The following is a 14,335-nucleotide window of genomic DNA, read 5'->3' on the forward strand; positions in this document are numbered from 1 at the left end:
GATTGTAAAAACGTAGTCCATAAGCTACATTCCTGAATCATGGACATGCGCCGCACCGACGTGTTCGACGGCTGGCTCAGGGGCCTTCGCGACACCCGCGCAACGGCACGGATCGCGCTGCGCCTCGACCGTCTCGCCCATGGCAATCCTGGCGATGTAAAGCCCGTCGGAGAGGGCGTGAGCGAACTGAGAATTGATTATGGGCCCGGCTACCGGATCTATTTCGTTCGTCGGGGCGAGGCTCTCGTCATTCTCCTCTGCGGCGGTGACAAAGGAAGCCAGGATCGCGACATCGCTCGGGCCAAGGCGATCGCGCGGACCGTGTGAGGTGAGACTCCTAAAGCGAGAACTCCGCAAGGAATGAGCGATGACCACGACCCAGCCCTATGATTCCGCCGATTATCTCGACACCGATGAAGCGGTGGCCGAGTATCTGGCCGCTGCGTTCGAGGAGGGAGACGCCGCTCTCCTGCGACATGCGCTCGGCGTCGCCGCGCGCGCTCATGGCATGACCCAGATCGCCAGAGAGACGGGTCTCTCCCGCGAGAGCCTGTACCGAGCCCTGTCCGACGAGGGCAATCCGAGCCTCGATACGACCATGCGCGTCCTGAAAGCCCTCAACCTGCGCTTGACGACGACGGTGGTCCCGGCTCCCTAGGAACGGCCTGCGCATGGTCCTTGCCTGCGCGTCACCGCACCCCGCGACCAACACCCGAGGTTTCCCGTGCTCCTGACCCCGCGCGAAAAGGACAAGCTCCTCGTCGCCATGGCCGCCCAGGTCGCCCGCAACCGGCTCGCCCGCGGCGTCAAGCTGAACTATCCCGAAGCGATCGCGCTCATCACCGATGCGGTGGTGGAGGGCGCGCGGGACGGCCGCTCGGTCTCCGAACTGATGCAGGCGGGCGCCCATGTGCTGACCGCCGACCAAGTGATGGAGGGCATCGCCGAGATGATCCACGACATCCAGGTGGAGGCGACGTTCCCGGACGGCACCAAGCTCGTCACCGTCCACCACCCGATCCGCGGCGCGCCCTCATCGGACGTGCCCGGCACGGTGACGACGCTTCCGGGTGAGATCGTCTTCAACGACGGCGCCCCGCGCACCCTGCTCACCGTGTCCAATGTCGGCGACCGGCCGATCCAGGTCGGCTCGCACTACCATTTCTACGAGGTGAATCCGGGCCTCACCTTCGAGCGCGAGAAGGCGAAGGGCCAGCGCCTCGACATCGCGCCGGGCACGGCGGTGCGGTTCGAGCCGGGCGCCACGCGGGAGGTCTCCTTGGTGCCGCTGCTCGGCGCGCGGACGGTCTACGGGTTCCGCGGCGACGTGATGGGTACGCTATGACAAACGAGACGTCCCGTCTGCGCGACGGCATCCTCCTCGTCACCCGTGCCGCCGAGTTCGCCGCGCGGCGTCACGTGGGGCAGACCCGGAAGGGCGCGGCGGGCGAGCCTTACGTGAACCACCTCGCCGAGGTGGCCTCGCTCCTGGCCGCGACCGCCGAGGAGCCCGACGCGCATCTCGTGGCTGCGGGCTGGCTCCACGACACGGTGGAGGATACTGGGACGAGCGGCGAGGAGATCGAGCAATTGTTCGGTCGGCGCGTCGCCGAACTCGTGGCCGAAGTGACCGACGACAAGTCGTTGCCCAAGGCCGGGCGCAAGCGTCTCCAGGTCGAGCAGGCGCCGCACAAGTCGCCCGGCGCCCGCGCCCTCAAGATCGCGGACAAGATCAGCAACCTGCATTCCCTCGTGGCGAGCCCTCCGGACGATTGGAGCGCGGAGCGCGTGGCGAACTACATCGATTGGGCGAAAGAGGTCGTCGCCGGCTGTCGCGGCGTCAACGCGGCGCTGGATGCGCTTTTCGACCGCGCCGTCGCAGAGGCACGAGAGGCCGCCTGATGTCCAACACACCCCGCCCCGCCTCCCTCGCCCGCTCGGCCTATGCCGACATGTTCGGCCCCACCACCGGCGATAAAATCCGCCTCGCCGACACCTCCCTCGTCATCGAGGTGGAGCGCGACCACACCACCTATGGCGAGGAGGTGAAGTTCGGCGGCGGCAAGGTCATCCGCGACGGTATGGGGCAGTCGCAGGTGACGAATGCCGATGGCGCGGTGGACACCGTCATCACCAACGCCGTGGTCCTCGACCATTGGGGCGTGGTGAAATGCGATGTCGGCATCGTGAAGGGCCGCATCTTCAAGCTCGGCAAGGCCGGCAACCCGGACATCCAGCCGGGCGTCGACATCATCGTCGGCCCCGGCACCGAAGTGATCGCCGGCGAAGGCAAGATCCTCACGGCCGGCGGGTTCGACAGCCACATCCACTACATCTGCCCGCAGCAGATAGAGGAAGCTTTGTGCTCGGGCGTCACCACCATGCTCGGCGGCGGCACCGGCCCGGCGCACGGCACTTTCGCCACCACCTGCACCCCCGGCCCCTGGCATCTCGCCCGGATGATCGAGGCGGCGGACAGTTTTCCGATGAACCTCGCCTTCGCCGGCAAGGGCAACGCCTCGCGGCCCGAGAGCCTGGTCGAGATGGTCCGCGCCGGGGCCTGTGCCCTGAAGCTCCACGAGGATTGGGGCACCACGCCCCAGGCCATCGACACCTGCCTCACGGTGGCCGACCTGCACGACGTGCAGGTGATGATCCATTCCGACACGCTCAACGAATCCGGCTTCGTCGAGGACACGATCCGCGCCTTTGCGGGGCGGACCATCCATGCCTTCCACACCGAAGGAGCGGGGGGCGGCCACGCGCCGGACATCATGAAGGTGGCGGGGCTGATGAACGTCCTGCCCTCGTCGACGAACCCCACGCGCCCCTACACGAAGAACACCATCGACGAGCATCTCGACATGCTCATGGTCTGCCACCACCTCGATCCGGCGATCCCCGAGGATCTGGCCTTTGCCGAGAGCCGGATCCGCAAGGAGACCATCGCGGCCGAGGATATCCTGCACGATATCGGCGCGCTCTCGATGATGTCGTCGGACAGCCAGGCCATGGGCCGGGTCGGCGAGGTCGTCATCCGGACCTGGCAGACGGCGGACAAGATGAAGCGCCAGCGCGGGAGCCTGCCGGGCGACACCTCCGGCAACGACAACCTGCGTGCCCGCCGCTACATCGCGAAATACACCATCAACCCGGCCATCGCGCATGGCGTCTCGGCCCATGTCGGCTCGGTGGAGGCGGGCAAGCTCGCCGATCTCGTCCTGTGGACGCCGGCCTTCTTCGGGGTGAAGCCCGACCTCGTCATCAAGGGCGGCATGATCGCCACCGCGCCCATGGGCGACCCGAACGCCTCGATCCCCACGCCCCAGCCGGTGCATTACCGCCCGATGTTCGGGGCCATCGGCCGCTCGCCCTTCGCCACAGCGCTCACCTTCGTCTCGAAGGCCGCCATCGAGGACGGGCTCGGCGAGAGGCTCGGGGTGCAGAAGCGGCTCGTCGCCGTGGAGAACGTGCGCGGCGGCATCTCGAAGAAGAGCATGATCCTCAACGACGCCACGCCGACCATCGAGATCGACGCGGAGACCTACGACGTGCGCGCCGATGGCGAGCTCCTGGTCTGCGAGCCGGCCGAGGTGCTGCCGATGGCGCAGCGGTATTTCCTGTTTTGAGCTCTTCCCTGATCCGCGCCACGAAAGTGATCCGCCGAGACGCGCTCTCCGGCGAGATCGTCGACCGCATCGTCCTCGACCATGGCGACCGGCATCGCCGCCGCATGGCCATGCGCGGGGTCGGCGGACTGTCCTTCCTGCTCGACCTGCCCGCGCCGACGGTCCTCGACGACGGCGACGCCCTGGTGCTGCAGGATGGCCGCCTGGTCTGGGTCGAGGCCGCGCCCGAGCGCCTGCTCGAGATCCGGGCCGCCGACGACCTCGCCCTCAAACGCCTGATCTGGCATATCGGCAACCGGCACATCCCGGCCGAGATCGGCACGGACGCGGTCCATATCGCCTACGACCACGTGCTGGCCGAGATGGTGCGGGGCTTAGGGGGGACGGCCGAGCCGGTGGAGCGTCCGTTCCGGCCCGAGGGTGGTGCGTATGCCGGCGAGGCCGCCGGGCACCACCACGGGCATGGCCATGCCCACGATCATGGGCACGACCACCCTCATCCGCACAGCCACGGCGCGGTGTCCGGTTGAGCTTCGTCCTATGCCCCCATCCTCTGCCGGTTCGGGCTTCCAGGGAAGGGCGCCCGGTATGATGAGGGGCGAATCCCCGATGATCGACACCGTCCGGCTCATGGCCTGGCTCTCGCCGGGCTATCCCGTCGGGGCCTATGCCTATTCGCATGGGCTCGAATGGGCGGTGGAATGCGGCGATGTCGGGGGCGAGGCTTCGCTGCTGGCATGGCTCGGCGACGTGCTCGAACGGGGCGCGGTGCGCACCGACCTGATTCTTCTGGCCCATGCCCATGCCGCAGCCGAGGCGGGGGACATTCCGGCGCTGGCGGAGGTCAACGACCTCGCCGTCGCCCTGGCGCCCACGCGCGAACTCCACCTCGAGACGACCCAGCAGGGGCGCAGCTTCCTCGACGCTACCCGCGCCGCCTGGGGAAGCGCGGATCTCGACCGGTTGAGCGAGGCATTGCCCGGCGAGGTGGCCTACCCGGTGGCGGTGGGGCTCTCGGCCGGCGCCCACCGCATGGCGCTCGCCCCGGTGCTCGCCGGGTTCGGCCTCGCCTTCCTGCAGAACCTCGTCTCGGCGGCGCTGCGCTGCGCGCCCATCGGCCAGAGCGCCGGCACGCGGGTGATCGCGTCCCTCACCCCCCGGGTGGCGGCTTTGGCCGCGACCATCCCGCCCCTGAGCCTCGAGGAGATCGGCACCGCGACCCTGCGCCTCGATCTCGGCTCGGCCCGGCACGAGACCCAGTATTCTCGGATTTTCCGCTCGTGAAAGACCCCGTCATGACCTCACTGAACGGCCCCTCACCGAACGGCCCCCTGCGCGTCGGCATCGGCGGCCCCGTCGGCTCCGGCAAGACCGCCTTGATGGAGCAGCTCTGCAAGCGCTTCCGCGATCGCTTCGAGATCTGCGCCATCACCAACGACATCTACACCAAGGAGGATGCCCGCATCCTCACCGTGGCCGGCGCCTTGCCCGAGGAGCGGATCATGGGCGTCGAGACCGGCGGCTGCCCGCATACGGCGATCCGCGAGGACGCCTCGATCAACCTCGCGGCGGTGGCCGAGATGCGCCGTCGCTTCCCGAAGCTCGACCTGATCCTGATCGAATCCGGTGGCGACAACCTCGCCGCGACCTTCTCGCCGGAACTCGCCGACCTCACCCTCTACGTCATCGACGTCGCCGGCGGCGAGAAGATCCCGCGTAAAGGCGGCCCCGGCATCACCCGGTCCGATCTCCTCATCGTCAACAAGACCGACCTCGCCCCCATGGTCGGCGCCGATCTCGGGGTGATGGAGGCCGATACCCGGCGCATGCGGGGCGCGCGGCCCTACGTGTTCTCGTCCCTGCGCGAGGGACACGGCGCCGACACGGTGGCCCGCTTCATCGTCGAGGCCGGCGGGCTGGGATAGTTCCGGGGGCCATCCCACCCACCACCTCATCCTGGAGCGGCGCAGCGCAGCGGAGCCCTCGAAGGCGGCGTCCAGGGATCGCCAGTCAGGCTGGAGCCATCCTGAGAGGCCGCTTCGCGGCATCTCAGGATGAGGAATTCGGGTAGGAGGGTGGTCAGGACCCGAGCCATGACGCCAAGGTCAACCACTGTGATGACACCACTGCCTTCCCGCGAGGGTTCCGTGCGGGAAGTCTTTCTCGCCTTCCTCAAGCTCGGCCTCACCGCCTTCGGTGGCCCGATCGCCCATCTCGGCTACTTTCGCGCCGAGTTCGTGCATCGCCGCCGCTGGCTCGACGAGGCGGCCTATGCCGACCTCGTGGCCCTGTGCCAGTTCCTGCCCGGCCCGGCCTCGAGCCAGGTCGGGTTCTCCCTCGGGGTGATGCGGGGCAAGGGGCTCGCCGGCGGGCTCGCGGCCTGGGCCGCCTTCACCCTGCCCTCGGCGCTCCTCCTCGTGGCCTTCGCCTATGGGGCGGACGCCATCGGCGGCCCGGTCGGATCGGGCATCGTCCACGGGCTGAAGCTCGTCGCCGTGGCGGTGGTGGCGCAGGCGGTCTGGGGCATGGGCCGCACCCTCGCGCCCGATGCCACCCGCGCGGCCATCGCCTTTGCCGCCCTCGCCCTGACCACGGTGCTGGCCGGATCGACCGGTCAGGTCGCCGGCATCGGTCTCGGAGCCGTTGCCGGGCTCGCGGTCTGCCGCCGGGCATCCGGAGCGGCGGGCGGGCATCTCGGCATCCCGGTCTCGCGCCGGGCCGGCGCGGTGGCCCTCCTCCTGTTCGGCCTGTTCCTCGCGGTCCCGCCGTTCCTGGCCAGATCCCTGTCCTCGCAGGGGCTCGCCCTGTTCGATGCGTTCTACCGCTCCGGCGCCCTCGTCTTCGGCGGTGGCCACGTGATGCTACCGCTCCTGCGAACGGCCCTGGTGGAAACCGGCTGGATCGGCCCGGATGCGTTCCTCGCCGGCTACGGCGCGGCGCAGGCGGTGCCGGGGCCGCTCTTCACCTTCGCGGCCTATCTCGGCGCGGCCCTCGGACCGCAGCCGAACGGTCTGCCCGGGGCCGCCATCGCCCTCGTCGCGGTGTTCCTGCCGGGATTGCTCCTGGTCTACGGAGCATTGCCCTTCTGGGATGCCGTCCGCGAAAGACCCCTGGCGCAGGCGGCCATGCGCGGCGCCAACGCGGCGGTGGTGGGGATTCTCGCCGCCGCGCTCTACGATCCGCTCTGGACCGGCGCTGTCCTCGGCCCTCGCGATTTCGCCGTGGCGGCCGGTGCGTTCCTGCTCCTGACGATCAGGGCGGCCCCGCCCTGGATCGTGGTCGTGTTCACGGCCGTCGCGGGGGCGAGCCTGGCGGTGGTGGGGGGCTGACGCCCGAGCTTCATCGATTCGATGTCGCCGGAGCGAATCGGGAAGCGATCACCCGTCGCAATTCGCCGAGAGCAGCGCGAGTGTGCGTTGGAAACCCTGGTACTGCGCCATGCTGGACGGGTGCCGGATCTCGGCGGCGTCGGGCATGATGCCGGAAAAGCCCGACCCCGGATCGGCGACGAACGGGCGCGGGCCGACATGGGCGCCCATCCGGTTGGTGACGTCGACCTCGCCGCAGATGGCGCCCGCCTTGCCCCGGCGCAGCCGGCCATAGCGCGCCTCGGCCGGGCTCTTGAGCCCACTGCCGACCAGCGCCATCGCGGACGCCGACATCTCGGCCCCGATCGTGGCGTCGGACCCGTCGATGACGGTCTGTGCCGTGGCGGGCGCGGCGGCGAGAAGGGCGACGGCGAGGACGACGGCGCGCATCAGGAGGCCTTCGCCACCACTTCGATATCCCGGTCCATCCCGCTTTCCACCTTGAACTCCCGTGTGAAGACCTGGCCGTCGTGGCGCGCGATGAGGACGTAGTCGCCCTCCGCCAGGGTGACCTGCGGGAAGGCGCCGATGGCCTCGCGGATCGTGTCGCCGCCCGGCGTCAGCACGCTGAAGGCGGTGCCGGCGAAGGCCTCGGCGCCGGGCGCAGCCACGAGCTTGAGGGTGACGGTGGCGGCCCGGTGGTTGAGGGTGGCGTCGGTGACCTTGCCGTTCTCCACCTTGAGGTCGGCGCGCTGGATCGCGTTCGATTCCCCGTAATTCGAGACCACGTGGTAGGTCCCCTCCGGCAGGCGGATCAGCTCGCCCGCCTTCACGCCGCTGCGCACCAGGCGCCCTTCCGAATTGGTGCCGATGGGCACGAAGACCGAGAAGGCGAGGTCGGCGGGGGTGATCTTCATGTCGCCGATGGCACCCGAGAGCTTGAGCGCCCCCGCGGTGATCGTCAGGCGGTCGCTGAGTGCCGCGCCCGCCATGGTGATGCGCTTCGAGGCTGTGGCGAAGCCGTAGGTGACGGTGGCGACATAGCCGCCGGGCGCCAGGGTGAAGCTCGGATCCGCCGCCTCGGAGCGCGCGACGATGTTCGGCCGCACCCCATCGGACCGATCCTCGTAGATGCGCCAGGCGAGGCCGGAGCGCACCGGCTGGTTGCTGCCCGCGAACAGGGCGGTGAGGGTGAGGGGCGCCTCGCCCTCGACGGGGGGAAGCGGCAATTGCGGCCCCGTGATCAAGGGGGAGGGCAGGGCCGGGCCGTTGCGACCGCCGAACGGGCCGCGTTCCTGCGCCAGCACCGGCAACGCCGCCATCGACATGGCTCCCGTCACCGCGAGCGCGCGCATTACCGGTCCCATCCGCTGTCTCCTTTACGGGTCCGCCCCGCACGGGTCCACCCCGCACGGGTCCGCCATGCATGGCGGCGATTGCCAAGCTGCGGGCCGCACGGCATGTTTTCGCTTGTCGGCCGTTCCTTTGCCGAATGCGACATCCCGCTTTGGATCCGGACCGTGGCGGCTCCAAGGCCGACGCCTCTTATCGATCGCCGAAGCGGCCCGCCTCGCCTCGCACCGGCCGCCCGGCGGTGCCCCCACGTCCCTCATTCGCGCCGAACAGGTTCCATGGACACCATATCCGACATGCCGCGGAACGACACAATCGACCTCCTGCGCGTCCGCCGCTCCGTTCCGCCGGTCAATCTCGACGGGCCGGGTCCGAGCGCCGGAGAGCTCGATGCGATCCTCACCGTCGCCGCGCGCGTGCCCGACCATGGCAAGCTCAGCCCCTGGCGCTTCCTGGTGATCGAGGGTGAGGCCCGCCTGCGCGTGGGCGACACCATCGCGGAGGCCTACGCGGCGGATCATCCCGAGGCCGATGCCAAGCGCCTCGACCTGGAGCGCCACCGCCTCGCCCACGCCCCCCTGGTGGTCGCCGTCGTCTCCAGCGCCGCCCCCCACGTCAAGATCCCGGAATGGGAGCAGGTGCTGTCGGCGGGCGCCGTCTGCATGAACCTCGTCGTCGCGGCCAATGCGGCGGGCTTTTCCACCGCCTGGCTGACCGAGTGGTTCGCCTACGACCGTCGCATCCTCGACGCGCTGGGCCTCGACCCGCGCGAGAAACTGGCCGGCTTCATCCATGTCGGCCGCGCCCGCGAGGTCCCGAGCGACCGCCCGAGACCCGTCCTGTCCGACATCGTCACACGAGTCTGAGCGGCGCCATGCATTACGATTCCGAGAACCGCACCCTGCCGCACAACCCGCTGAAGGCCCTGGTGGCGCCCCGGCCCATCGGCTGGATCAGCGCGATGAACAAGCAGGGCCACGTCAACCTCTCCCCCTATTCCTACTTCAACGCCGTCGCCACCGGCCCCGACATGGTGATGTTCTCGTCCTTCGGCCGAAAGGACGCGATGACCTTCGCGGAGGAGGGCGGGGAGTTCGTCTGCAACTTCGCCACCTACGGGCTGCGCGACGCCATGAACGCCACCTCGGCCCCCCTCGCCCGGGGCGACAGCGAGTTCGTCGCGGCCGGTCTGACGCCGGTGCCCTCGCGCAAGGTGCGTCCGCCACGGGTCGCCGAATCCCCCGCCGCCCTGGAATGCCGGTGGCTCCAGACCGTGCCCCTGACACCTCTCGACGGCAGCGAGGCCAGTCACTTCCTGGTGATCGGCCAGGTCGTGTCGATCTATGTCGACGATGCCTTCGTCAAGGATGGCCGGGTCGATACCGGCGCGATGCACCCGCTCCTGCGCGGTGGCTATTTCGACTATTTCAGCGTCACCGACGAGGCACGTTTCGAGTTGAAGCGCCCTCCCGGAGCGGGTCAGTAGCCTCGTCTCAGCCTCTATCCCGCAAGAGGTGCAAGCTCAGCCATGGACAAGGGCGGCCGGGGAGTGCTTCGTGCCAAAAAGGGAACCAAGGCCGGGGCCGAATGCTTAATGGGCCGAGCCGCCGTGGGGCAGCTCATTTCCGCGAACCGCCTGAGGGGGCGCTCGCAGAGGTCTGCATCGTATGATCGTCAAGTTCACTGTACCGCTCCTCATCGCCGCCGGTCTTGCGACTCCCGCCCTGGCACAAGCGACGAACCGCCCGCCGACCATGCTGATCCATGGCAATTACTGCGGGCCCGGCAACAATGCCCCACTCCCGCCCATCGATGCCCTCGACGCGGCCTGCGCCCGGCACGACGCCTGCACGCCGGATGGCGGGCTGCCGACCAAGGCCTGTAACCTGCGTCTCCAGCGCGAGGCCGCGCTGGTCTCACGCGACGTGCGCCAGTCCGACGATCTCCGCTCGCTCGCCGGCCTGATCTCGGTGACCGCCTCGATGATGCTGGCGGATACGACACCGCGTTCCACCCCCACCACGACGGCGACCCCCGTCAGCCACGACGCCGTCTCGCCCGAGGCCCAGCGCGGGCCGGATGCTCGGGCCGTGTCGGCGGTCGAGGATGGCGAGGACGCCGAATAGGTCGTCTCCGAAGCGCATTCACGCTGAAGCGCTTCATCCCTGGCATCGTCCGCTGAATTCCCTGACGAATCCTGCCTGATCCGGTTCGAGGACGAGCTTCGCCTCGAACCCGTCATTCCGTGCCGACTCGACCTCACCGGCGAGGTCGCCCCCGGGCAGGCATGGCGTATCGATCGCCGTGACCCTCGCCGCCGCGGCGGTGAGGCGAACCAGGGCGCGGACCTGGGCGAGAGGCGAGCTCAGCCCGCCCGCGCGATCGCGGGCGGTGGGCGCTCCGACTTCGGCCTTCATGGCCGCGGCGTCCCAGGCGATGCCGACGAGGCGTTCCCCCGCATCCGCGAGGGTGTGCAGGGCCAGCGCGCCCCTTGCCGTTTCGATGAAGGCGAGGATCTGCGTCGCCCCATCGGTCAGCCCCTGCATCGCCTCCTCGACGGCGAGGCGCGCGCCGAGGCGCATGACGTCGCGGGCGCCCTCGCAACGGGGCAGGACGATTCCGTGCGGTGCCGCGGCCATCATCGCCGGGAGGTCGCGTTCCAGGTCGTGCGAGCGCAGGTAGAACAGTGGCGCGCCCTGTCGGCGCTCGGGGAAGAAAGCCGGCGACGCGAGGCCCGTCACGTCCACGATCAGCGCATGCGCGTCGCTCGCCATCGCCGCCGCGACGGTTCGTGCGTCGCCGGGGACGATCAGGAATGCGCGCATGACGGCCTCTCCGAGGGGTTGGTGCGGGACGCCCGATCGCCGAGCACCGTCATGGAACCGGTCCCTGGCCGCGGCCCATGCGCTCGGCGAGGAAATCCACCAGCACCCGGATGCGGGCGGGCATGGCCGGGCCGCCGACGAACACCGCATGGATCGCCTCCCGGTCCTGGGGATTGTACGCCTCCAGAAGCGGCATGAGGCGGCCCGCTGCGAGATCCTCCGCAATATGGAAGGTGCCGACGCGGGTGATGCCGATGCCCTGCAGGGCGAGTTGCACCAGGGTCTCACCGTTATTCGCCGCGATGTTGCCGCGCACCGCCAGGAGGTGGTCGCGCCCGTCCTCGCGGAACGGCCAGCCCGGCTCGATCCGGCGGAAGTTGAAGTCGAGGCAGTTGTGGCTGCCCAGATCCGCCGGGATCCCTGGCGTGCCGGCGCGGGCGAGATAGGCGGGCGAGGCCACGACCATCCGGCCGGTCTCGCCGAGGCGCCGGGCGGTGAGCGGGCTGTCGGCCAGCGGCCCGAACCGGATCGCGAGATCGGCCCGCCCGCCGATCACGTCCGCGACCTCGTCGCTGAGATCGATCTCCACCACGATCCCCGGATGGCGCGCGACGAAATCGCCGATGAGGGGAACTACCACACGCCTGCCATGGGCCATCGAAGCGCTGACGCGGACCCGGCCGCGCGGGCAGCCCTGGTCGGCGATCTGCGCTTCGGTCTCGTCGAGATCGGCGAGGATCCGCCGCGCCGCCCGGGCATAGGTCTCGCCCTCGGCGGTGAGGTGCAGGGAGCGCGTGGTACGCACGAGGAGCCGGACGCCGAGCCGGGATTCGATGCGTGCCACCACCCGGCTCACGGCCGAGGGCGTCAGGCCGAACCGGCGCGCCGCCGCCGACAGGCTGCCTTCCTGGGCCACGGCGAGGAAGAGGGCCATGTCACCCGCCCGGTCGACCCTGTCGCGCAGCATTGATGCCTCCGGCGCACGGATGTTGGTCCCAGCCCGATACTACCTGGGAGAGGCGGTATCCGCCATGTGCTGGTCTGGAACAGACGGAAAGCACTCATCATGAGACTCAACCTTCCCCTGCTGGCGCTCTCGGCCGGTGCCTTCGGCATCGGCGTCACCGAGTTCACGCCGATGGGCATGCTGCCCCTGATCGCCAACGACCTCCAGGTCTCGATCCCGGCGGCGGGCCTCGTCGTCAGCGCCTACGCGATGGGCGTGCTCCTCGGCGCGCCGCTGATGACGCTGGCCTTCGCCCGGATGCCGCGCCGCCGCCTGCTCGTCGGATTGATGGGCATCTTCACCCTTGGCAACCTCCTCTCGGCGATGGCCGACAGCTACGCGATGCTGGTCGTCGCCCGCCTCGTCACCTCCCTGAACCATGGCGCGTTCTTCGGGGTCGGGGCGGTGGTGGCGGCGGGTATCGTGCCGCCCGAGCGCCGCGCCGCCGCCGTCGCCGCGATGTTCTCCGGGCTCACCATCGCCACCATCGGCGGCGTGCCGCTGGCGGCCTGGATCGGGGAGATGCTCGGCTGGCGTGCGGCTTTCTGGGGCATCGCCGCGGTGGGGGCCGTGGCCATGCTGTCGCTGCGCCTGGCCCTTCCGCCCCTCGAGGCCGAGGCCGGTGGCGACATGCGGGCCGAACTCCGCGTCCTCATGCGGGGGCCGGTGCTCGCCGCCCTCGCCCTGACCGTGCTCGGGTCGAGCGCGATGTTCACGGTGTTCACCTACATCGTGCCGATCCTGCGGATCGAGACCGGGGCCGCGACGCCGTTCGTGACGGCGATGCTGGTGCTCTACGGAATCGGCCTCACCGTGGGCAACTGGGCCGGCGGGCGCTTCGCCGACCGCTCGGTGGACGGCACGCTCTTCGCCTCGCTGGGCGGACTCGTGATGGTGCTGGCCCTCTTCGCCTGGGGCGTGCGCTGGGAGGTGCCGGCCGCCATCCTGATCTTCCTTTGGGGCGTCGCCAGTTTCGCTCTGGTGCCGCCGCTGCAGATGCGGGTGATGGAGCAGGCGCAAGGGGCGCCCAACCTCGCCTCGGCCATGAATATCGGTGCGTTCAACCTCGGCAATGCCATCGGTGCCGCCGTCGGCGGAGGCGTGATCGATGCGGGTCTCGGCTACCCGGCCGTTCCCCTCGCCGGTGCCGCCATGGCCGCTGCGGGCCTTGCGATGCTGGTGGCCCTGCGCCGGGGGCGGCGCGGGGCGGCGGAACCTGTCGCGTCCTGAAACTTATGCAGGTTCGGGACGGCGCGGACGGCGCTTCCTTTAATCTTTGTTTACCATGATCGGAACAGGTTGAGACTCAGGCCGACATCGTCAGGTCCGCCTGCAGCCGGACGGCCATGTTCCTCTTCACCACGCCCCCCGCCAGCACTCGCGAGACCGGCCTCGGCCGGGACGCGGGCACGCGGAACGGGGCGACCACGGGGACGCCCGCCGGATCGGCTTCGGCGGGCGTGGTCGATGCGATCCGCAGCGGCGCGCGCAGCACCGGCACCGAGTTCGACTACCTTCTCGCCACGGCCAAGCGCGAATCCTCCCTCGACCCCTCGGCCAAGGCCGCCACCTCCTCGGCCACCGGGCTGTTCCAGTTCATCGAGCAGACCTGGCTCGGGACGATGAAGAATGCGGGACCCAAGCTCGGCCTCTCGGCCTATGCCGACGCCATCACCGCCAGACCCGACGGCACCTACACGGTGCAGGACGCCTCGGCCCGCCAGACCATCCTGGATCTGCGCCGTGACCCGGCGGTGGCCGCCACCATGGCGGGCGCCCTGACCCAGCGCAACGGCGAAGCGCTCACCGCCGCCCTCGGGCGCGAGCCCACCAGCGGCGATCTCTACGCCGCCCATGTCCTTGGTGCGCGCGGGGCGGCGACCCTGATCGGCACCGCTCAGGCGAGTCCGGCCCGCGCCGCCGCCCTCGACATGCCGGAGGCGGCCGCCGCCAACCGGAGCCTGTTCTACGACAAGACCGGCCGGCCTCGGGGCGCCGCCGAACTCTACGCCCTCCTGTCCGCCAGCCAATCCGCCTCGCGGCCCGCCCCCACGGCCCTGGCGGGCGCCGCCATCGAGCCGGCCTCCACCGCCGATCCCGTCTCTGCCTATGCGGCCATCGACGGCGGCGGATTGCGGGCGCTGTTCCAGACCGACAAGCGCCAGGGCGCGATGTCCGAGGGGGTCGCCCGCCTGTGGCAGGGCAGGGCCGCGT

The 14,335-nt window shown here is 70.0% G+C and carries 18 protein-coding genes; 14 read left to right on the top strand and 4 right to left on the bottom strand.

The window, feature by feature from the left end; genetic code table 11:
- Nucleotides 1-36: 36 nt before the first annotated feature.
- The 9 genes from FV220_RS13225 (at nt 37) to chrA (ending at nt 6,958) form a co-directional block, all read left to right on the top strand.
- A complete protein-coding gene (locus FV220_RS13225) occupies nt 37-327 on the top strand; it encodes a type II toxin-antitoxin system RelE/ParE family toxin (RefSeq protein WP_056149624.1) in 291 nt (96 codons plus the stop codon).
- A gap of 40 nt (nt 328-367) precedes the next feature.
- Nucleotides 368-658 carry an addiction module antidote protein gene (locus FV220_RS13230; RefSeq protein WP_056149621.1) on the top strand — a complete coding sequence of 97 codons (291 nt, stop codon included), beginning with the start codon at nt 368-370 and terminating at the stop codon, nt 656-658.
- Between the two features lie 66 nt (nt 659-724).
- A complete protein-coding gene (locus FV220_RS13235) occupies nt 725-1,345 on the top strand; it encodes an urease subunit gamma (protein WP_147831891.1) in 621 nt (206 codons plus the stop codon).
- Nucleotides 1,342-1,902 (top strand): HD domain-containing protein, encoded by a 561-nt coding sequence (locus tag FV220_RS13240; protein ID WP_147831893.1) that lies wholly within the window; start codon nt 1,342-1,344, stop codon nt 1,900-1,902. The genes FV220_RS13235 and FV220_RS13240 overlap by 4 nt, the downstream gene beginning before the upstream one ends.
- Nucleotides 1,902-3,629: an urease subunit alpha gene (gene ureC / locus FV220_RS13245; RefSeq protein ID WP_147831895.1), complete on the top strand. Its 1,728-nt coding sequence runs from the start codon at nt 1,902-1,904 to the stop codon at nt 3,627-3,629. The genes FV220_RS13240 and ureC overlap by 1 nt, the downstream gene beginning before the upstream one ends.
- Before the next feature lie 8 nt (nt 3,630-3,637).
- Nucleotides 3,638-4,159 (top strand): urease accessory protein UreE, encoded by a 522-nt coding sequence (locus FV220_RS13250; protein WP_147831913.1) that lies wholly within the window; start codon nt 3,638-3,640, stop codon nt 4,157-4,159.
- A 79-nt stretch (nt 4,160-4,238) separates the two neighbouring features.
- Nucleotides 4,239-4,913, top strand: a complete 675-nt coding sequence (locus FV220_RS13255) for an urease accessory UreF family protein (RefSeq protein WP_147831897.1) — start codon at nt 4,239-4,241, stop codon at nt 4,911-4,913.
- An 11-nt stretch (nt 4,914-4,924) separates the two neighbouring features.
- The gene (gene ureG / locus FV220_RS13260; protein ID WP_018043650.1) at nt 4,925-5,554 is read left to right on the top strand and encodes an urease accessory protein UreG; all 630 of its coding nucleotides are present in this window, start codon (nt 4,925-4,927) and stop codon (nt 5,552-5,554) included.
- Between the two features lie 168 nt (nt 5,555-5,722).
- On the top strand, nt 5,723-6,958 hold the full coding sequence (gene chrA, locus FV220_RS13265) for a chromate efflux transporter (protein WP_147831899.1): 1,236 nt from the start codon (nt 5,723-5,725) through the stop codon (nt 6,956-6,958).
- Between the two features lie 48 nt (nt 6,959-7,006).
- Here the strand turns inward: chrA and FV220_RS13270 are convergent, their stop codons facing one another.
- Nucleotides 7,007-7,387: a hypothetical protein gene (locus tag FV220_RS13270; RefSeq protein ID WP_147831901.1), complete on the bottom strand. Its 381-nt coding sequence runs from the start codon at nt 7,385-7,387 to the stop codon at nt 7,007-7,009.
- Complete coding sequence (locus FV220_RS13275; protein WP_147831903.1) at nt 7,387-8,304, bottom strand: hypothetical protein; 918 nt, start codon at nt 8,302-8,304, stop codon at nt 7,387-7,389. Before FV220_RS13275 ends, FV220_RS13270 begins: the two co-directional genes overlap by 1 nt.
- Nucleotides 8,305-8,568: 264 nt before the next feature.
- On the opposite strand from FV220_RS13275, the gene FV220_RS13280 reads away from it, so the two are divergent.
- The 3 genes from FV220_RS13280 (at nt 8,569) to FV220_RS13290 (ending at nt 10,416) form a co-directional block, all read left to right on the top strand.
- Entirely contained in the window at nt 8,569-9,156 is a 588-nt protein-coding gene (locus FV220_RS13280) for a nitroreductase (protein WP_056149608.1), read from the top strand.
- An 8-nt stretch (nt 9,157-9,164) separates the two neighbouring features.
- The gene (locus FV220_RS13285; protein ID WP_018043645.1) at nt 9,165-9,776 is read left to right on the top strand and encodes a flavin reductase family protein; all 612 of its coding nucleotides are present in this window, start codon (nt 9,165-9,167) and stop codon (nt 9,774-9,776) included.
- Between the two features lie 181 nt (nt 9,777-9,957).
- A complete protein-coding gene (locus FV220_RS13290) occupies nt 9,958-10,416 on the top strand; it encodes a hypothetical protein (protein WP_147831905.1) in 459 nt (152 codons plus the stop codon).
- 33 nt (nt 10,417-10,449) lie between these two features.
- On the opposite strand, the gene FV220_RS13295 is transcribed toward FV220_RS13290, so the two are convergent.
- Nucleotides 10,450-11,115 (bottom strand): aldolase/citrate lyase family protein, encoded by a 666-nt coding sequence (locus FV220_RS13295; protein WP_147831907.1) that lies wholly within the window; start codon nt 11,113-11,115, stop codon nt 10,450-10,452.
- A 49-nt stretch (nt 11,116-11,164) separates the two neighbouring features.
- Nucleotides 11,165-12,082 (bottom strand): LysR family transcriptional regulator, encoded by a 918-nt coding sequence (locus FV220_RS13300; RefSeq protein WP_056149600.1) that lies wholly within the window; start codon nt 12,080-12,082, stop codon nt 11,165-11,167.
- 99 nt (nt 12,083-12,181) lie between these two features.
- Between FV220_RS13300 and FV220_RS13305 the strand changes: the two genes are divergently transcribed.
- Together FV220_RS13305 and FV220_RS13310 are read left to right on the top strand one after the other, a co-directional pair.
- Nucleotides 12,182-13,351 (top strand): MFS transporter, encoded by a 1,170-nt coding sequence (locus FV220_RS13305; RefSeq protein ID WP_056149598.1) that lies wholly within the window; start codon nt 12,182-12,184, stop codon nt 13,349-13,351.
- Nucleotides 13,352-13,467: 116 nt separating this feature from the next.
- The coding region (locus tag FV220_RS13310) for a lytic transglycosylase domain-containing protein (protein ID WP_147831909.1) at nt 13,468-14,335 on the top strand (868 nt) is incomplete at its 3' end.

The organism is Methylobacterium sp. WL19 (assembly GCF_008040005.1).
In the GTDB taxonomy this organism is placed as follows: domain Bacteria; phylum Pseudomonadota; class Alphaproteobacteria; order Rhizobiales; family Beijerinckiaceae; genus Methylobacterium; species Methylobacterium bullatum.